Genomic DNA, 17,961 nt, shown 5'->3' with positions numbered 1-17,961 from the left:
AATGTGGCCGCGGGTCGCATATATTATGCTTTCCCGAAAAGAAGTCAAGCGATATGCGCCTGATTTCTTACTGAAACTGCTCTGGCGTTTCGCCGTTGCCGTGTCAGTGGAGGCGCATTATAGGGACTTCTTCGTCGCTGACAAGCACTAATTTCAAAAAACTTATCGAATGCCTCTTTTTTCACCATTGCGGGGTGAAACCTTATTACACCGTCTTTTTCTGGGTAAGTTGACCAAACGATTGAGCGAAACGCGCTACCTGTTCCCAATCGGTATACTCAATCTCTTTGGTACTGTCAGTCTCGCCGCCGGTCATATGCATAATCAATTGAATCATCACGCGGTCAAACCAGCGGTAACGCGGATAACGCAATGCGCCAGCAAAGACAGCCCCCAGATCCGGCTGCCAGGGCGAGCGCAACAAAAACTTACGTGTATAGGCATTGGTTTGCAGCGAACGTTTCTCCGGTTTACGGGCGGTCAAGTTGACAGAGAAAAAGGCGCTGGGTTTTTGTTGCAGTAAAACGAGATGCTGACGGATAAATTTTTCCAACGCCGGATGAAAACGCCCGTAGCGCACTGATGCGCCAATCATCACCTTGTCATACTTGTCGAAGTCAATCTCATGAGCACTCAGAATATTGACGACATCACACTCCAGGGTTCCTTTCAGGTTATTAGCGATATAAGACGCTATCGCCCGCGTTTGACCATCCCGACTGGAAAACAATATTAATGCCTTCATAGCATGTTTCCTTTATATCCGTTATTCCCGCCAAAAAGTGGGAGTAAAGAGTACCAGCATGGTGAATACCTCCAGACGACCAAATAGCATGGTGACAATCAAAATCCATTTGGCGGTGTCATTCATGGAGGTGAAATTATCGGCCACCGTTCCAAGCCCCGGCCCGAGATTGTTCAGCGTGGCGGCTACCGCTGCAAAAGCGGAGAAATTATCTACCCCCGTCGCAATCACCGCCAACATACTCACGATAAACACCAGTGCATAAGCCGAGAAAAACCCCCACACGGCTTCCAGTATCCGCTCCGGCAACGCACGTTGACCAAGCTTAATGGTATATACCGCATTCGGATGAACCAATCGCTTCAGTTCACGAGATCCCTGTAAGAACAGTAACAGGATACGAATCACTTTCAGGCCGCCGCCGGTCGAACCAGCGCAACCACCAATAAACGCGGAACACAGCAGCAATACCGGCAAAAACAGCGGCCATGAAGCAATGCTATCCGTGGTAAAACCGGCGGTAGTCGCCATTGAAACCACCTGAAAGAACGCCTGATTCAGGGTTTCCATACCATTCTTGTACACACCGTGCCCCCACAAAACGAGGGTGCAAATCACAACCAGCGACATCTGAACAAAAATGAACATACGGAATTCTGGGTCACGCCAATAAACACGCAGACTGCGCCCACTCAGAACGGAAAAATGCAAACCAAAATTACAGCCGGAAATCAGCAGAAACACCGCGATAATGGTATTGATGGTAGGGCTGTTGAAATAACCGATGCTGGCATCATGGGTAGAAAATCCACCGATGGCGATGGTAGAAAAACTATGGCTGATGGCATCAAACACCGACATACCCGCCAACCATAGCGAAAACGCGCAGATAACAGTCAGCAATACGTAAATCAACCACAGTGTTTTGGCTGTTTCCGCGATACGGGGCCGCATTTTATTATCCTTCAGCGGCCCAGGCATTTCAGCGCGATAGAGCTGCATCCCGCCGACGCCCAGAATCGGCAGAATGGCCACCGCCAGCACGATGATCCCCATGCCGCCCATCCATTGCAGCATTTGCCGGTAAAATAGAATGGCTTTCGGCAGTGAATCCAACCCGACCAGCGTGGTCGCACCGGTTGTCGTCAGGCCGGAAAAAGACTCAAAGAAGGCATCCGTCACCGACAAGCTGGGGCGCTCGGCAAACAGAAAAGGCAACGCCCCGACGCTCCCCAACACCGTCCAGAACAACACCACGATCAGAAAACCCTCACGGGCTTTCAGTTCATGGCGATGCTTGCGGTTAGGCAGCCACAGCAGCAGCCCCATCACCAACGCGACGATAAACGTCTGAATAAATGCCCGACCGGCGCCGTCACGATAAATCAAGGCCACCATGCCGGGAATGAACATGGTGCCGGAAAACAGGATGACCAGCAGTCCGACAATGCGGGTTATGGCACGCAAGTGCATCAGGGAGCCTTCCTTAAACGGTTCAAGATTACGCGCTGGATTATTGTGAAATTGGCTGCAAATGCAACGCGCCGCGGCTAATATCGCGCAGCCGTCGCGTCGCGTCGTCCACGGCCGTGACCGGAAGCGCCAGTTGAAGCGAGACATCGCCGGCGTACTCGGTTGAGACTACCTGCCCTTGTAACGCCAAGACGACGGCCTCCACCTGCGGCAACAACGCATAATCGCACTGCAATCGATACATTCGATACATCACTTTCTGCTGCAACGACAGTTGCTTCAGGGCTTGTTGCACGCCACCGCCATAGGCTTTGACCAGCCCGCCGGTCCCCAGCCTGACGCCGCCATAATAACGCACCACCACCGCCGCCACTTCGCCGATGCCGCTGCCCATCAATTGAGCCAGCATCGGTTTGCCCGCGGTTCCCGAGGGTTCTCCGTCATCGGAAAACCCGAGCTGTTGCGAATCATCCGGCGCGCCCGCGACATACGCCCAGCAATGGTGCGCCGCCGAGGGATGCTGCTCGCGAGCCTGCTGAATTACGCCACGAGCCGCGTCCACCCCGCAAGCCGGAGCGAGCAGGGTGATGAAGCGACTCTTTTTAATCTCTTCCTGAACGCTGACAGACGCAGCAGGGACCGGATAGGACTGCATCAGGCCAGATCAAGCGCGCGGGTCAGGTTTTCGATGCGTTTGTCATGAACCACGATATTGTCTTCAATACGAATACCGCCGAACGGACGCAACGCATCCAGCTTCTGCCAGTTGAAATGCTGACGTAGCTCGCCCTGACGCCAGGGCTCAAGCAACGAATCGATGAAATAGATACCCGGTTCGATAGTCAGCACCATGCGCGGCTCCAGAATCCGGGTACAGCGCAGGTAGGGATGGGCTGATGGCGCAGGCAGCGTCGTGCCGGCGTCGTCCTGCATAAATCCGCCGACGTCATGCACCTGCAAGCCAAGCGGATGGCCCAGACCGTGCGGCAGGAACGGCGACGTCACGCCCTGCTCTACCATCGCTTCTTCACTCAGCCCGGTCACCAGTTGATGACGTTTAAGTAGCGCCGCCACCCGGCGATGCATCTGCAAATGGTAGTCGGTATAGCGCACGCCGGCTTTCATCGTATCGATCAGCGCCAGTTGCTCGCGGTTCAGGTCTTTTACCAACGCAGCATAATCATTGTCATGCTGCGCGGCATAAGTGCGGGTAATGTCCGCCGCATAGCCGTTATATTCTGCGCCGGCATCCAGCAGGAAACTGCGCATTTCCGCCGGAACCCGGTGTTCGAGCTGAGTATAATGCAGCACCGCCGCGTGCTCGTTGAGAGCGACGATATTGCCATAAGGTACATCGGTATCACGGTGACCGGTGGCGGTCAGGTACGCCAGATTGATGTCAAATTCGCTCATGCCGGACTGGAACGCTTCGTATGCGGCGTGGTGGCCGACCACCGCCGTTTTCTGCGCTTCGCGCATACAAGCCAGTTCATAATCCGTTTTGTAGGCACGGTAGTAATGCAGATAATCCAGCACGCCTTTCGGGTTGATGTGTTCCGGCGCCACGCCCAGATTCAACGCCCGTTGCGGCGCAGAACCGATATAAGCGACGCGCTGGCGTTGAACCGGCAATTGTTGGCCGATGTCGTCGGCCTTGCGCAGTACCTGAATGTCCAACGAGGTGGTCCAAAAACTATCCGGCACCGGCGCCACGTTATGCCAGTAATCAACGGGGGAGTAGAACCACAGCCTCGGCGTGTTGACCCCATCCACCCACAGCCAGCAGTTCGGCACTTGCGTCACCGGCAGCCAGGCTTTGAACTGCGGGTTAACTTTGAACGGATAAGCATGATCATCCAGAAACGCCATCATCAACTCACCGGAGTGGATCAATAAGGCATCCAGATTATGTCGTGCCAGAACCGCCTGCGTGCGTTGCTGCAGAGTCGCCACATGTTGATGATACAAAGAAGTCAGCGTTTCCATCACAATCCCCATTGATAACAGACTGTTTCCCAGTGTAACACAGTGCCCTGATGACGGCAGCGTTGCTCACCTTGTGATCCTCCCGGCAAATCCCTCATGTGTTGTTTGCATTTCATTAACATCAAAACCACAATTTCTTACATCTGGTCATACCAGATTACGGATAACCGTGGAGAACACCATGATCTATCAAGGCGACACGCTGTACCTTAACTGGCTGGAAGACGGCATTGCCGAACTGGTTTTTGCCGCGCCCGGCAGCGTCAATAAGCTGGATACCCGCACCGTAGCCAGTCTTGGCGAAGCCCTGAATCACCTGACGAACCAACCCTCACTCCGCGCGCTGCTACTGCGCTCGGATAAACCCGCCTTCATTGCCGGAGCGGACATCACCGAATTCCTGTCGTTGTTTGCCGCCCCGCCGGAAGCGTTGCATCAGTGGCTGACCGAAGCCAACGCCATTTTCAGCCGACTGGAGGATTTGCCGGTGCCGACGTTATCCGCCATCAACGGCTATGCGCTGGGCGGAGGATGCGAATGCGTGCTGGCGACCGATTTTCGTCTTGCAACGCCTGATGCGCGCATCGGCCTGCCGGAAGTCAAACTGGGTATCATGCCGGGGTTTGGCGGTACGGTCCGATTGCCGCGGCTGCTGGGCGCGGACGGCGCGCTGGAAATCATCACTGCGGGTAAAGACCTGTCTGCCGGCGAGGCGCTGAAAGCCGGGCTGGTGGATGCGATAACAGATAGCGACAAGCTGCTGTCTGCCGCCCTGCATATGTTGCGTCTGGCGGCAGAGGATAAACTGGATTGGCGTACCCGTCGCCGTCAGAAACAATCGCCGCTACGGCTTAACCGTATCGAAGCCACCATGAGTTTTGCTACCGCCAACGCGCTGGTGCAACAAGCTGCAGGCCGCCACTACCCCGCACCGATGATGGCGCTCAAAACCATCGAAGCCGCCGCCGGATTACAGCGAGACGCCGCACTGAAGCTCGAAACCGATAATTTCGTCGCGCTGACTCAAACCACCGCGGCATACGCGTTGGTCGGTGTATTCCTTAATGAGCAGGCGGTAAAAAGCACCGCTAAAAAATGGGCTGCCGATGCCTCACCGCCGACTCGCGTTGCCGTACTGGGCGCCGGGATCATGGGCGGCGGCATTGCCTGCCAGTCGGCACGCAAAGGGGTGCCGGTGTGGATGAAAGATATCAGTGAAAAAGCGCTGACACTGGGGATGGAGGAAGCGGCCAAGCTGCTTAACGCGCAGTTGGAACGCGGCAAACTGGACGCCATGAGCATGGCGGGGGTGCTGGCCCGTATTCACCCGACACTCAATAACAACGGGCTTGAACAAGCTGACCTGATTATCGAAGCCGTAGTGGAAAACCCACAGGTAAAAGCCAGGGTGCTGGCAGATATCGAAGCCTATGTCAGCGAACAAACGTTGATTGTTTCCAATACGTCGACGATTCCCATCGGGCAATTAGCCGCTTCATTGCAGCGGCCGCAAAATTTCTGCGGGATGCACTTTTTCAACCCGGTACATCGTATGCCGCTGGTTGAAGTGATACGAGGCCCAAAGACCGATGAGAAAACGCTGGCCCGCGTAGTGGCCTACGCCAGCAAGATCGGCAAAACCCCGATCGTGGTGAACGACTGCCCAGGATTCTTCGTCAACCGCGTGCTGTTTCCCTACATTGCCGCCTTCAACCTGCTGATGCGCGACGGCGCGGATTTCCGCGATGTGGACGCGGTGATGGAGAAACAGTTCGGTTGGCCGATGGGGCCGGCTTACCTGTTGGACGTAGTCGGGCTGGATACCGCTCACCACGCGCAGGCGGTGATGTCTGCTGGCTTTCCGCAGCGTATGGCGAAAACCTATCGCGACGCGGTCGATGTGCTGGTGGAGCATCAGCGTTTCGGTCAGAAGAGCGGCGCAGGTTTCTACCGCTACTGTCCGGATGCCAAAGGCAAACCACGCCGCGAACAGGACGAGCAGACCGACATCTTGCTGGATGCAGTCTGCGAGCCGAAGCGAACCTTCAGTGCACAAGAGATTATCCATCGCCTGATGGTGCCGATGCTCAACGAAGTCGCGCGTTGTCTGGAAGAAGGTATCGTCGCCACCCCGGCGGAAGCCGACATGGCGCTGCTTTACGGCCTGGGTTTCCCGCCATTCCACGGCGGCGCCTGCCGTTACCTGGATACGCTGGGCAGCCGGCACTATGTCGACATCGCCCGGTCGCTGGCATCACTGGGGCCGCTTTACACCATACCGGAAAGCCTGTTGCAGATGGCGCAACGCCAACAGCGTTATTACCCGGCGGTTGAACCTCACAGCAACCTTTCTCTTCATCAACCGGCATAAGGACGCACGACGATGGAAAACGCAGTAATTGTTGATGCGGTGCGCACCCCGATGGGGCGATCCAAAGGCGGTGCGTTTCGTCAGGTCCGGGCGGAAACCCTGTCCGCTCATCTGATGCGCAGCCTGCTGAGCCGTAATCCGGCGCTGGAAGCGGACAAGATTGACGACATCTACTGGGGTTGCGTGCAACAAACGTTAGAGCAAGGCTTTAACGTGGCGCGCAACGCGGCATTGCTGGCGGAAATCCCCCATTCGGTGCCGGCGGTGACGGTCAACCGCCTGTGCGGTTCATCCATGCAAGCGTTACACGACGCGGCGCGCGCCATTATGGTGGGTGATGCCGACGTTTGTCTGGTCGGCGGCGTCGAACACATGGGACATGTGCCGATGACCCACGGCGTCGATTTTCACCCTGGACTCGGCAAGAGCATTGCCAAAGCGGCGGCGATGATGGGGCTGACGGCGGAACTGCTGGCGCGCCAACACCACATCAGCCGCGAAATGCAGGACGCGTTCGCCGTCCGCTCACACCAGCGTGCCTGGGCTGCGACCCAGTCCGGCGCCTTTCGCCGCGAAATTATCCCCACTACCGGTCATAACGCCGACGGCGCACTGCAACCGTTTGACTACGACGAAGTCGTCAGAGCGGAAACCAGTATCGATGCGCTGGCAGCGCTGCGCCCGGCATTTGACCCGGTCAATGGCACAGTCACCGCCGGCAGTTCATCAGCGCTGTCGGATGGCGCGGCAGCACTGCTGGTAATGAGCGAATCCCGCGCACTGGCGCTAGGGTTGACGCCACGGGTACGTCTCCGTGCGACGGCGGTCGTCGGGTGCGACCCATCCGTGATGGGATACGGCCCGGTGCCCGCTACCCAGAAAGCGTTACAGCGGGCCGGGCTCTCACTGAGCGATATCGGTCTGTTTGAACTGAATGAGGCGTTTGCCGCCCAAACGCTGCCCTGTCTCAAAGCGCTCGGGCTACTGGAAAGCATGGACGACAAGGTTAACCTGAACGGCGGCGCCATTGCGCTTGGTCACCCGCTGGGATGTTCCGGCGCACGCATCATCACCACACTCATCAATTTGATGGAACAGCGGAATGTGGAATTCGGCGTGGCGACCATGTGTATCGGTTTAGGTCAGGGCATCGCAACGGTGCTGGAACGGGTATAACCTCCACCCGCCGGTGCCATCGTACCGGCGGGGTCAACACCCGCGTCAGGAAACCCGCTCCCGATGGCGTGAAGAAAGCCACTCATACAACCCCATGCCCGCAAGCATGGAACCAAAGAACACCCAGCCTTTTACCGTGCCATACGACAGCAGCACCAGGGCCGGGCCGGGGCAAATACCGGCCATCCCCCAGCCGATGCCGAACAACAGGCTACCCACCACCAGCGGTTTATCGACTGCTTTTTTTAGCGGCAGGGAAAATGACGGCATACACAATGGCTTCGACATGTACTTGACCACGCGAAAGCCGATCATGCCGACGACCAGCGCGCCTCCCATCACCAGCGCCAGCGACGGGTCCCACTGCCGGGTAATATCCAGGAAACCCAGCACTTTCTGCGGGTTCGCCATACCGCTGATCAGCAGTCCGAGCCCAAAAACCAGCCCAGCCAGAAAAGAAAACAGGTTATTCATCGTCCGCTCCTTAACGTGCGTCATAACACCCTATTCAACGGAATGCGCCCAGCGCCCAGACGGTGACAAACGCCGCCCCCATGAACGTCAGCGTCGCCACCAACGATCGCAGCGACAAACGGGATAAGCCACACACACCATGTCCACTGGTGCAGCCCGCTCCATATCGAGTACCGACGCCCACCAATAGACCGGATACGACCAGCCAGAGCGTGGATGTTGATATCGTACTCTCCGGCAACGGTGCCGCCAGTTGGTAGAGCCAGGGCGCAGCGATCATTCCCAGCACAAACGCCAGCCGCCATCCTTTATCCGGCGACGAGCGGTTCAGTAGCCCACCGAGAATGCCGCTGATGCCGGCAACACGTCCGCAGAATACCGCCAGCATGACTACCGCAACGCCAATCACCAGACCGCCTGTCAGGCTCATCAGCGGCGTGAACGCCGCCATATCAATCTGCATAACCTCTACTCCCAATGATGTCAGGCCGTATACCAGCCAGCGCAATCCATACCGCACATTGCGCTGCGACGAACGTCACCAGCTCGCAGCACAACCGAGAGCCCTGTCGTGTGTTTATGCCGCGTTAGGGTAATCGGCGAGTTAGGGCAATCGGCGATGATGGTGCCTATCGCTTGTCGCCCACCCATTCAGGCTCAGGCATACAACCACTATGTGATACGCGGCTCCGCCGTACCAACCATCCCTCTCACAAAAAATAATATATTATTTAATATAATGAAAAATACAAGATTGTTACCAAACTTGTTACCAAACCCCATCACCGATCACACCATATATGACTTGATGAACGATCGGTTGTAGAAAACAGGCTGCTGAAAAACAACAAGGCCGGGTATCAACCCGGCCTCGAAAGCACAACGACGACAAAAATCAAATGAAAGAAAAAGCATCGCTGTACATATGCGCGCTCTGTGCACCACGTTCGTTGCAAAAACGCTCACGGGCAATTTTCGCCATCTCGAAACGGCCTGCGATATAAATGTCGTGCGACGCCAGCGAGCCGAAATCCTGGAGTACCGCACTCAATACGGTTCCGGAACGGCCATGCCACTGTTCATCCGGCTGTTCAACCACCGGGATCACCTTCAGGTTAGGGTGTGACTGCGCCAGAGCTTGCAACGCCCCCAGATCGTACAAGTGCCGCAACTCACGGCCCCCCCAATACACGGAAACCGGACGTTCCGGCTGGCTTGCCAGCACCGTCAGCAAAATAGAACGCACATAGGAGAACCCCGTGCCGCCCGCTATCAGAATCAACGGCCGATCGCTGTCTTCACGCAACCAGGCATCACCGTGGGGAATATCCACCACCAACGATTTTTCCTTCAAAATGCGATCCATCACCGCCATCGCATACAGGTTCATCTCAGACGCCCCGATATGCAATTCGATAGTCCCTTGTTCTGTCGGCGTTGAGGCCACGGAGAACGGGCGCTTGTCACGTTCGTCCATTACCACCATCAAATATTGCCCGGCACGAAAGGAAAAAGGTGCCGATGGCAATAAGCGCACCCGGTAAACCGTATCGGTGATAGCTTCCACCGACGTTACTGTACAGCTCAACGTTGTCATGCGATCCCTCTGTAGGGTCAAAGCAAAATGGAGAACAGCGTAAGCGCCGTCAGTGCGGCTTACCACTGTCATTCAATATGGCCAATTCGTCCCATATGGCGTCCACACGGGCGACAACCGACGGATCTTTGGTAATAGGGTGACCCCATTCACGCTGCGTTTCACCCGGCCATTTATTCGTTGCATCCAGCCCCATTTTGGAGCCAAGCCCGGAGACCGGTGAAGCAAAATCCAGATAATCAATCGGCGTATTTTCAACCAACAGCGTATCACGCGCCGGATCCATACGTGTGGTGATTGCCCAAATCACATCTTTCCAGTCGCGGGCATCAATATCGTCATCACAGACAATAACGAATTTGGTATACATGAACTGGCGTAAAAAAGACCAGACGCCCATCATCACCCGTTTGGCATGACCGGCATACTGTTTTTTCATAGTAACGACAGCCAGCCGGTAAGAACAGCCCTCCGGCGGCAGATAAAAGTCGACGATTTCCGGAAACTGCTTTTGCAGCAGCGGCACGAACACTTCATTCAGCGCCACGCCCAGAACGGCAGGCTCATCGGGCGGGCGACCGGTATAAGTGGAATGATAAATCGCGTCGCGCCGCTGGGTCACGTGAGTTACGGTAAACACCGGGAAATGGTCGACTTCATTGTAATAACCGGTGTGATCGCCATAAGGGCCTTCCGGCGCCGTTTCATCCACGTCGATATAGCCTTCCAGCACGATTTCGGCGCTGGCCGGTACGTCCAGATCGCAGGACAGGCATTTCACGACTTCGGTCTTGTGACCACGCAGTAACCCGGCAAAAGCATATTCAGATAACGTATCCGGCACCGGCGTCACCGCGCCCAGAATTGTAGCCGGATCTGCGCCCAACGCGACCGCCACCGGGAAACGCTCGCCGGGGCGTTGCTGACGCCACTCCTGAAAATCCAGCGCACCGCCGCGGTGTGACAACCAGCGCATAATCAGTTTGTTGCGGCCAATCAGTTGCTGACGGTAAATCCCCAGATTCTGGCGCTCTTTGAAAGGCCCGCGCGTTACCGTCAGTCCCCAGGTGACCAACGGCGCCACATCGCCCGGCCAGCAATGCATGATCGGAATTCGGCCCAGATCCACCTCATCGCCCTCCCATACCTGCTCCTGGCAGGGCGCGCTCGACAGCCGTTTGGTCGGCATGTTAAGCACCTGGCGAAATTTAGGTAGCTTATCCACCAGGTCACGAAAACCACGCGGCGGCTCCGGCTCTTTTAAAAATGCCAACAAGCGACCGACATCACGCAACGCGCCGACCTCTTCCTGCCCCATTCCCAGCGCCACGCGTTTAGGCGTACCGAACAGGTTGCACAACACCGGCATACCGTAACCTTTCGGATTTTCAAATAACAGCGCCGGGCCGCCGGCACGCAAGGTGCGATCGGCAATTTCGGTCATTTCCAGGTAGGGATCTATCGGCTGATGGATGCGTTTGAGTTCGCCTCTCGCCTCAAGCTGAGCGAGAAATTCACGTAAGTCACGGTATTTCATGCTGATCATCAGAAAGGTCAGTGGTGGCGGTATTATAAAGGCTATTGACCATGCTGTCGCTTACCGCCCGCGCGATTTCCGGCAAGTGCCTGAGCCGGCAACGTTCAACGCCGCCTATAATTTAGGAATTTATCCCAGAAATTTTATCCCGCAAGGGATAACGCTTTTGCTATCCTCTCCCGCGGATAAAGCCATAGAAAAGTGAAATTATGCGAGCCTGGTACTTACTTTATTGCAAGCGCGGCCAACTATTACGGGCCAAAGAACATCTGGAACGTCAGGACGTGGTCTGCCTGAGCCCGATGATTGCGCTGGAGAAAATCGTACGAGGGAAACGAACCGAGGTCAGTGAACCGTTGTTCCCCAATTACCTGTTCGTCGAGTTCGACCCGGAGCACATACATACCACCACCATCAGCGCCACTCGCGGCGTCAGTCATTTTGTCCGTTTCGGCAGCCTGCCGGCACTCGTCCCCCAGCAGGTGATTGACGATTTGCAGAACCATCAATGCACGCCTCACATCGCCCCTGAAACGCCGCAACCCGGCGATCACGTCACCATCACCGAAGGGGTGTTCAGCGGCCTTCAGGCCATTTATACCGAACCGGATGGCGAAGCGCGCTCCATGCTGTTGCTCAATCTGCTGAACAAACAGGTTCGGCAAAGCATCGACAACCGCCAGTTTCGAAAAGCGTAAACCGTCAGGGCTGCGCCCTGACGGTACAGCCATTAACGGCGCAGCGCTTCATCACGCAACCATTCGGCTACGCGTTTGGCGAAATAGGTCAACACCCCATCAGCGCCGGCACGTTTGAAACACAACAGCGACTCCATCACCAACGGCTGCTCCTGCAGCCAACCATTCTGGATCGCCGCCATCTGCATCGCGTACTCACCGGACACCTGATAAGCGAAAGTCGGTACGCCGAAGGTATCCTTCACCCGACGCACCACATCCAGATACGGCATCCCCGGTTTCACCATCACCATATCAGCCCCTTCCTGCAGGTCTTGTGCGATTTCCTGCAATGCCTCATTCGTATTGGCCGGATCCATCTGGTAATTTTTCTTGTTGCCGCCTTTCAGGTTGCCCGACGAGCCAAGCGCATCGCGGAACGGCCCGTAGTAGCAAGACGCGTACTTGGCGGAATACGCCATGATCTGGGTATTGACCAACCCCTGCTCTTCCAACCGCCCACGGATAGCGCCGACACGGCCATCCATCATATCGCTGGGTGCCACGATCTCCGCACCGGCTTGCGCGTGAGACAACGCCTGACGCACCAGAATCTCTTTGGTAATGTCATTGACCACGTAACCCTCTTCGTCGATTACGCCATCCTGACCGTGAGTGGTGTAAGGGTCCAACGCCACATCGGTCAACAGCCCCAGCTCCGGCACCGCATCTTTCAACGCGCGCACGGTACGCTGCACCAGCCCATCCGGGTTGTAGGCTTCTTCAGCCAGCAACGACTTTTTATCCGCTTCAATCACCGGGAACAGCGACAACACCGGAATGCCCAATTTGGCGATAACCTCCGCTTCGCGGACCAGTTCATCAATCGTCAGGCGATACACGCCCGGCATGGAGGGCACTTCCTGACGCCCCTGTTTGCCTTCCATGACAAACACCGGGTAGATGAGGTCGTTGACCGTGACCTGATGCTCCGCCACCAGACGACGGCTGAAATCATGACGGCGCAGACGGCGCAGGCGACGTCCAGGAAACGCACCGGGAAAAACATTACTCATCGTTATTCTCCTTTCTGGCCCGGACGGAAAATCCGACGGGCGTTTTCATCCACATTCCTGCCGAGCCATTGCGCATCCTGTTCGCGCCAATGCGCAACCTGGCGGACAATGTGCGGCAGAAAACAAGGTTCGTTACGGTGGGATGCAGGTTTAGGATGTAAATCCCGGGGTAAAAGATAGGGCGCATCGGTTTCCAACAGTAACCGATTGTCCGGGATCCGTGGCAGCAACGCGCGCAGCGCCAACCCACGACGTTCGTCACATACCCAGCCGGTAATGCCGATCATCAGCCCGGCACGCAGGCAATCATCCAGCTCGTCACCTGAACCGGTGAAACAGTGCAACACCGCCGCCGGCAGTTTATCGAGCCACGGCGTCAGCAGCGCCATAAAGCGTTCATGCGCATCGCGACAGTGCAAAAACACCGGTATCGCGCGTTCAGCGGCGATGGCTAACTGCGCGCTAAATGCCAGTTCCTGTTCTTCGGGGGTGGAAAAATTACGGTTGAAATCTAACCCGCATTCGCCAACCGCCAACACCTGATCACGTCCTGCCAGGTGATAAATCAATGCTGCGGCATCATCGTTCCAGCCGCTGGCGTCATGCGGATGCACACCGGCGGTTGACCAGCAATAATCGGGATACTGTGCCGCTATCCGGCAGGCTTGTTCACTCTCTTCGGCGTTGGTTCCCGTCAACAATAGCCCCGTTACGCCGGCCTGTCGGGCGCGTGCCACAACCTGCTCTCGGTCTGAACGGAACTGTGGGCTGGTGAGGTTAACGCCAATATCGAACATGAGCGGATATCCGGAAATTCGTCATGGTCATCCTGACGGACAACCCAAAAAACAACACCTCCCGAAAGAGGTGTCACAGTAAGAAGATCGCCGCTTACGGCGAGATGCTACTCAGGGAGACGGCGCAGATTCGTCTACGTCTTCTTGCTCTGGCTGGCGCCGCTTACCGACGTAGAATCTGGCGAAAAACACCCCGACTTCAAACAGCAAATACATCGGAATGGCCAGCAGCGTCTGGGAGAACACATCCGGCGGAGTCAGCAACATCCCCACCACGAACGCGCCCACCAGTACGTATGGCCGTTTCTGCTTCAGTTCTTCCGGCGTGACGACCCCACTCCAACACAGCAGCACAATCGCCACCGGTACTTCGAACGATACGCCGAACGCCATGAACAACGCCATCACAAAATCGAGATAGTTGTTGATGTCGGTGGCGATTAATACCCCTTTCGGCGCCGTCTGGGCAAAGAAACTGAACGCCAACGGAAAGACGACGAAATAGGCGAACGCCATCCCCATGTAGAACAGCAGGCTGCTGGACACCAGCAACGGCATCATCAGCCGCCGCTCATGTTTGTACAACGCCGGCGCCACAAACGCCCAAACCTGATACAGCACCAACGGCGCAGATAAAAACACCGACACGATCAGCGTCAGTTTAATGGGGGTGAAAAACGGCGAGGCCACATCGGTTGCAATCATGCTGGCCCCGGCTGGCAACTGTTTGATGAGCGGCGCGGAAACAATCTGATAGATGTCATTAGCGAAATAGACCAGTACCAGAAATACCACCAGCACGCTGATAATGCTATTCAACAACCGCTTACGCAGTTCGATCAGATGGCTGATCAGCGGTTGGGTTTGATCAACAGCCATAGGTTAACGATCACCAGAAGGTTGGGAAGGAGGAGCCGACGTGACCTGCTCAGGTTTGGCCTTGCTTTCGACATGGGCTGTACCGCCTAATACCGGATCGGCAGGCGCTGGCACGGTCTGGGCCGCCGTTTCGGTACGTGTGGCCGGCTCCGTAGCCGAAGCGGCGACAGCAGGGGAGGACGACACGGTCTTCCGCTCAACGTCCAGCACGCCATCATGCACGGCTTCAGGGTCGCCAAGCGGCACATGGCCCGGCGAATCACTGCCATCCAGCTTGATACTATGGGGGCGCTTCATCGCTTCGGCGGCCTCTTTCAGCTCATCCATCGACGCTTTAAGCTCTGGCGACAGATTTTGTAACTGGCTGGCCTGCTCTACTTTCTTCAGGCTGTCCTGCAATTCCTGCAGCTTCATCTCCTGCGCCAGTTCATTTTGCACCGTCGATGCCAATGAGCGCAGTGCCCGAATCCACCCCGCCACGGTTCTTACCGCTATCGGCAGACGCTCCGGCCCGAGTACGACCAGGCCAATCACCATCACCAATAGCAGTTCACTAAACCCGATATCAAACACCGGTTACACCTGCTCTTTATGCTGGCTTTTCTCTTCCGGACTGTTCTGCGGCTTCTGCTCCGAAATGGATTTGGTCGCAAAGTCAGCGTCCTGTTGTTTGTCGTTATTGGCAGCAGGCTGATCGTCGCTCATGGCTTTCTTAAAGCCTTTGATTGATGCGCCCAGGTCGGAACCCAGGGTTCTCAATTTATTGGTGCCAAACAACAACACCACGATCACTGCGATCACCAACAGATTCCAGATACTAATACCGCCCATACAGTGCTTACCTCTTTACTCAAAAGGAATTCATGTGACACGTTCATCAGGTGCCGCCAGGCGCCTGATGAGGCGCGGGTTCAACGGGTACAACTGCTCAACGAGTACAACGCCAGCCGATAATCCAGGCGACAAAGCCGGCGGCGATCAAACCCGCCGGTACGATATCGGCTTCGACCTGACTCACCAGCAGTATCGTCCCGCTCAGCAGCAACGTCGCCCCTATGCCCAGCAGATAACGAGCCTGACCATGACGGGTACGCTGTGTACGCAGTTCGCTGGTCAACAACTCCATGTTCTGCTTCAGCATCTTATGCTGACGTAAACCGTCGTAGAACAATTCGGGAATCTCAGGCAGTTTTTCCGCCCAAAACGGCGCTTTCTCTTTAAATGCTCGCAGCATGGCGGGCAAGCCGACCTGATCCTTCAGCCAGGTTTCCAGAAACGGCTTAGCCGTCTTCCACAAATCCAGCTGTGGGTAGAGCTGACGCCCCACTCCCTCAATGTACAGTAACGTCTTCTGGAGCAGCACCAATTGGGGCTGAACTTCCATATTGAAGCGACGCGCCGTATTAAAGAGGTTCAATAATACATGACCGAAAGAAATTTCTGCTAACGGCTTTTCAAATATTGGCTCACAGACCGTGCGGATAGCGAATTCGAACTCTTCTACATTGGTGTCGTGCGGCACCCAACCGGAGTCGACATGCAGTTCAGCAACGCGACGGTAGTCACGGTTGAAAAAGGCAATAAAGTTCTCCGCCAGATAGCGCTTATCGTCTTTATTCAGCGAGCCGACAATGCCGCAGTCAATACCGATGTATTGCGGGTCTTCCGGGTGATCATAACTGACGAAGATATTGCCGGGATGCATATCCGCATGGAAAAAGCTGTCGCGGAATACCTGGGTGAAAAAGACCTGTACGCCGCGTTCGGCCAACAGCGGCATATTAACGCCGTGCCGCTTCAACGCGTCCACATCCGACACCGGAATACCGTAAATACGCTCCATGACCAGTACCCGCTCATTGCAATAGTCGGAGTACACTTCCGGTACGTACAGCATCGAGCTGTTTTCAAAGTTTCGCCGCAACTGGATGGCGTTGGCCGCTTCACGCAGCAGGTTCAACTCATCCAGCAGTGTTTTTTCGTAGTCGCGCACCACTTCGCGCGGCCGCAGGCGGCGCCCATCCGGCAACAGAATCGGCAACCAGCCGGCCAGTCGATGCATCAGGCGCATATCCGCCTTGATCACCGGCAGTATGTCCGGACGAATGACCTTGATAACGATTTCTTTGCCGGTGGTTTTCAGCCTGGCGGTATGTACCTGAGCGATCGACGCCGATGCCAACGGCTTCGCGTCAAAATCATCAAACCAGGTTTCCAGCTTGCCACCCATCGACGTTTCAATCTGATGACGAGCCAGCTCACCATCGAAAGGTTCAACCTGATCCTGCAGCATTGCCAGTTGATCGGCGATAGCCGGGGGAAACAAGTCACGACGGGTGGACATCATCTGACCGAACTTGATCCACACCGGCCCCAGTTCCTGCAACGCCAATCGCAGACGCTCGCCCAACGGTTTGTCTTTGTGCCGATTCGGTAACCAGAACAATAAACAACGCCACAAACGTAACGGCATCGTCAGCGGTATTCGCGGAATCAGTTCATCCAGTCCGTAGCTCAGTAATACCCCGATAATTCGGTACAACCGCAAGAGTTCTCCTGGCGTCATGGCGATCCCTCCATTTTGGTCAGCCGGGCGGACAACGCCTCCACCGACTGCGCCAGCACATCCACCTCATCCGCAAACCAGAGTCCTTCCAGTTTACCGGGCGCCAGGCGCCACTCTTCGGTTATTGTTTCCGATAACGCCTGTTGCTGGCGGCACACAGAACGCATCAGCGTGCCGGCAACCTTGCCTGCCACCTGACTCACCCCCTCCGCCGCAACATCGCCCAACCAGGGAGATAACCATTCCGCCGGGTCAAATTCGGCCAGATCCAGCAAGGTGACAAACTGCTGTGCTACCTGAATATCCCCTTCCAGCACCAAATCGCCACTGCGCATCAGCGCAGACAATTGCTGCCGGTCGAGCAGTTTCATCAGTGCCGATAGGCGAGTCTGCAACAAACAATCTGGTTGTGCCGCCCACTGGCTCATGACATCAAGGCGGTATTCGGAAAAGATCAATACCAGCGGCGTATCCAGTTCCGCCACTTCAACTCGCAACGTTTTTCCGTGCAAACGCTGACGGGCGGCTTTCATGCTCCGGTCACGGAACAAAAGCTGGTTGAGCGCCGTTTCCAGTGCCGCCGTCAACACAGGCATTATCAACATGG

19 protein-coding genes are annotated in these 17,961 nt (G+C 56.0%); 4 read left to right on the top strand and 15 right to left on the bottom strand.

What is annotated here, in order from left to right:
• Positions 1-205: 205 nt before the first annotated feature.
• Genes hemG through pepQ form a run of 4 tightly spaced genes read right to left on the bottom strand, consistent with a single transcriptional unit; the run spans position 206 to position 4,204 of the window.
• Complete coding sequence (gene hemG, locus FDP13_RS10140; RefSeq protein WP_015848195.1) at positions 206-745, bottom strand: menaquinone-dependent protoporphyrinogen IX dehydrogenase; 540 nt, start codon at positions 743-745, stop codon at positions 206-208.
• Positions 746-766: 21 nt separating this feature from the next.
• Positions 767-2,218 carry a Trk system potassium transporter TrkH gene (trkH, locus tag FDP13_RS10135; protein WP_015848196.1) on the bottom strand — a complete coding sequence of 484 codons (1,452 nt, stop codon included), beginning with the start codon at positions 2,216-2,218 and terminating at the stop codon, positions 767-769.
• Positions 2,219-2,258: 40 nt separating this feature from the next.
• On the bottom strand, positions 2,259-2,873 hold the full coding sequence (locus FDP13_RS10130) for an IMPACT family protein (protein ID WP_143839364.1): 615 nt from the start codon (positions 2,871-2,873) through the stop codon (positions 2,259-2,261).
• Positions 2,873-4,204, bottom strand: coding sequence for a Xaa-Pro dipeptidase (gene pepQ, locus FDP13_RS10125; RefSeq protein WP_143839363.1), 1,332 nt, complete (start codon positions 4,202-4,204; stop codon positions 2,873-2,875). The genes FDP13_RS10130 and pepQ overlap by 1 nt, the downstream gene beginning before the upstream one ends.
• Before the next feature lie 181 nt (positions 4,205-4,385).
• Between pepQ and fadB the strand changes: the two genes are divergently transcribed.
• Together fadB and fadA are read left to right on the top strand one after the other, a co-directional pair.
• Positions 4,386-6,575: a fatty acid oxidation complex subunit alpha FadB gene (gene fadB / locus FDP13_RS10120; protein ID WP_143839362.1), complete on the top strand. Its 2,190-nt coding sequence runs from the start codon at positions 4,386-4,388 to the stop codon at positions 6,573-6,575.
• 12 nt (positions 6,576-6,587) lie between these two features.
• Positions 6,588-7,751, top strand: coding sequence for an acetyl-CoA C-acyltransferase FadA (gene fadA / locus FDP13_RS10115; protein ID WP_143839361.1), 1,164 nt, complete (start codon positions 6,588-6,590; stop codon positions 7,749-7,751).
• 45 nt (positions 7,752-7,796) lie between these two features.
• Here fadA and FDP13_RS10110 read toward each other — a convergent pair whose 3' ends face one another.
• From FDP13_RS10110 to ubiD, 4 genes are all read right to left on the bottom strand, one after another.
• On the bottom strand, positions 7,797-8,225 hold the full coding sequence (locus FDP13_RS10110; RefSeq protein ID WP_143839360.1) for a DUF6691 family protein: 429 nt from the start codon (positions 8,223-8,225) through the stop codon (positions 7,797-7,799).
• Between the two features lie 34 nt (positions 8,226-8,259).
• Complete coding sequence (locus tag FDP13_RS10105; protein ID WP_040003755.1) at positions 8,260-8,688, bottom strand: YeeE/YedE family protein; 429 nt, start codon at positions 8,686-8,688, stop codon at positions 8,260-8,262.
• Between the two features lie 432 nt (positions 8,689-9,120).
• Positions 9,121-9,822, bottom strand: coding sequence for an NAD(P)H-flavin reductase (fre, locus tag FDP13_RS10100; RefSeq protein WP_015848203.1), 702 nt, complete (start codon positions 9,820-9,822; stop codon positions 9,121-9,123).
• A 49-nt stretch (positions 9,823-9,871) separates the two neighbouring features.
• Positions 9,872-11,368 (bottom strand): 4-hydroxy-3-polyprenylbenzoate decarboxylase, encoded by a 1,497-nt coding sequence (gene ubiD / locus FDP13_RS10095; RefSeq protein WP_015848204.1) that lies wholly within the window; start codon positions 11,366-11,368, stop codon positions 9,872-9,874.
• Between ubiD and FDP13_RS10090 the strand changes: the two genes are divergently transcribed.
• Together FDP13_RS10090 and rfaH are read left to right on the top strand one after the other, a co-directional pair.
• Complete coding sequence (locus FDP13_RS10090; RefSeq protein WP_038927114.1) at positions 11,358-11,564, top strand: hypothetical protein; 207 nt, start codon at positions 11,358-11,360, stop codon at positions 11,562-11,564. The genes ubiD and FDP13_RS10090 overlap by 11 nt on opposite strands.
• Before the next feature lie 4 nt (positions 11,565-11,568).
• A complete protein-coding gene (gene rfaH / locus FDP13_RS10085) occupies positions 11,569-12,057 on the top strand; it encodes a transcription/translation regulatory transformer protein RfaH (protein ID WP_015848205.1) in 489 nt (162 codons plus the stop codon).
• A gap of 32 nt (positions 12,058-12,089) precedes the next feature.
• On the opposite strand, the gene hemB is transcribed toward rfaH, so the two are convergent.
• From hemB to FDP13_RS10050, 7 genes are all read right to left on the bottom strand, one after another.
• Positions 12,090-13,112: a porphobilinogen synthase gene (gene hemB / locus FDP13_RS10080; RefSeq protein ID WP_015848206.1), complete on the bottom strand. Its 1,023-nt coding sequence runs from the start codon at positions 13,110-13,112 to the stop codon at positions 12,090-12,092.
• A 2-nt stretch (positions 13,113-13,114) separates the two neighbouring features.
• On the bottom strand, positions 13,115-13,909 hold the full coding sequence (gene tatD, locus FDP13_RS10075; RefSeq protein ID WP_015848207.1) for a 3'-5' ssDNA/RNA exonuclease TatD: 795 nt from the start codon (positions 13,907-13,909) through the stop codon (positions 13,115-13,117).
• Positions 13,910-14,020: 111 nt separating this feature from the next.
• Entirely contained in the window at positions 14,021-14,788 is a 768-nt protein-coding gene (tatC, locus tag FDP13_RS10070; protein ID WP_015848208.1) for a Sec-independent protein translocase subunit TatC, read from the bottom strand.
• A gap of 3 nt (positions 14,789-14,791) precedes the next feature.
• On the bottom strand, positions 14,792-15,361 hold the full coding sequence (gene tatB / locus FDP13_RS10065) for a Sec-independent protein translocase protein TatB (RefSeq protein WP_033576476.1): 570 nt from the start codon (positions 15,359-15,361) through the stop codon (positions 14,792-14,794).
• Positions 15,362-15,364: 3 nt separating this feature from the next.
• Positions 15,365-15,619: a Sec-independent protein translocase subunit TatA gene (gene tatA, locus FDP13_RS10060; RefSeq protein WP_015848210.1), complete on the bottom strand. Its 255-nt coding sequence runs from the start codon at positions 15,617-15,619 to the stop codon at positions 15,365-15,367.
• Between the two features lie 97 nt (positions 15,620-15,716).
• Positions 15,717-17,354, bottom strand: a complete 1,638-nt coding sequence (gene ubiB, locus FDP13_RS10055; RefSeq protein ID WP_033576477.1) for a ubiquinone biosynthesis regulatory protein kinase UbiB — start codon at positions 17,352-17,354, stop codon at positions 15,717-15,719.
• On the bottom strand, positions 17,351-17,959 hold the full coding sequence (locus FDP13_RS10050) for an SCP2 domain-containing protein (RefSeq protein ID WP_143839359.1): 609 nt from the start codon (positions 17,957-17,959) through the stop codon (positions 17,351-17,353). The genes ubiB and FDP13_RS10050 overlap by 4 nt, the downstream gene beginning before the upstream one ends.
• Positions 17,960-17,961 lie beyond the last annotated feature (2 nt).

The organism is Dickeya sp. ws52 (genome assembly GCF_007210685.1).
GTDB classification, from domain to species: domain Bacteria; phylum Pseudomonadota; class Gammaproteobacteria; order Enterobacterales; family Enterobacteriaceae; genus Dickeya; species Dickeya chrysanthemi.
This window is presented reverse-complemented; position numbering and strand designations above follow the sequence as displayed.

Coding starts and splice junctions, on each gene's coding strand:
- tatD (WP_015848207.1), bottom strand. CDS start 13,909: ATGTTCGATATTGGCGTTAACCTCACCAGCCCACAGTTCCGTTCAGAC.
- FDP13_RS10105 (WP_040003755.1), bottom strand. CDS start 8,688: ATGCAGATTGATATGGCGGCGTTCACGCCGCTGATGAGCCTGACAGGC.
- tatC (WP_015848208.1), bottom strand. CDS start 14,788: ATGGCTGTTGATCAAACCCAACCGCTGATCAGCCATCTGATCGAACTG.
- fadA (WP_143839361.1), top strand. CDS start 6,588: ATGGAAAACGCAGTAATTGTTGATGCGGTGCGCACCCCGATGGGGCGA.
- rfaH (WP_015848205.1), top strand. CDS start 11,569: ATGCGAGCCTGGTACTTACTTTATTGCAAGCGCGGCCAACTATTACGG.
- FDP13_RS10130 (WP_143839364.1), bottom strand. CDS start 2,873: ATGCAGTCCTATCCGGTCCCTGCTGCGTCTGTCAGCGTTCAGGAAGAG.
- fadB (WP_143839362.1), top strand. CDS start 4,386: ATGATCTATCAAGGCGACACGCTGTACCTTAACTGGCTGGAAGACGGC.
- fre (WP_015848203.1), bottom strand. CDS start 9,822: ATGACAACGTTGAGCTGTACAGTAACGTCGGTGGAAGCTATCACCGAT.
- FDP13_RS10090 (WP_038927114.1), top strand. CDS start 11,358: ATGCTGATCATCAGAAAGGTCAGTGGTGGCGGTATTATAAAGGCTATT.
- pepQ (WP_143839363.1), bottom strand. CDS start 4,204: ATGGAAACGCTGACTTCTTTGTATCATCAACATGTGGCGACTCTGCAG.
- trkH (WP_015848196.1), bottom strand. CDS start 2,218: ATGCACTTGCGTGCCATAACCCGCATTGTCGGACTGCTGGTCATCCTG.
- hemG (WP_015848195.1), bottom strand. CDS start 745: ATGAAGGCATTAATATTGTTTTCCAGTCGGGATGGTCAAACGCGGGCG.
- FDP13_RS10110 (WP_143839360.1), bottom strand. CDS start 8,225: ATGAATAACCTGTTTTCTTTTCTGGCTGGGCTGGTTTTTGGGCTCGGA.
- ubiB (WP_033576477.1), bottom strand. CDS start 17,354: ATGACGCCAGGAGAACTCTTGCGGTTGTACCGAATTATCGGGGTATTA.
- hemB (WP_015848206.1), bottom strand. CDS start 13,112: ATGAGTAATGTTTTTCCCGGTGCGTTTCCTGGACGTCGCCTGCGCCGT.
- tatA (WP_015848210.1), bottom strand. CDS start 15,619: ATGGGCGGTATTAGTATCTGGAATCTGTTGGTGATCGCAGTGATCGTG.
- FDP13_RS10050 (WP_143839359.1), bottom strand. CDS start 17,959: ATGTTGATAATGCCTGTGTTGACGGCGGCACTGGAAACGGCGCTCAAC.
- ubiD (WP_015848204.1), bottom strand. CDS start 11,368: ATGATCAGCATGAAATACCGTGACTTACGTGAATTTCTCGCTCAGCTT.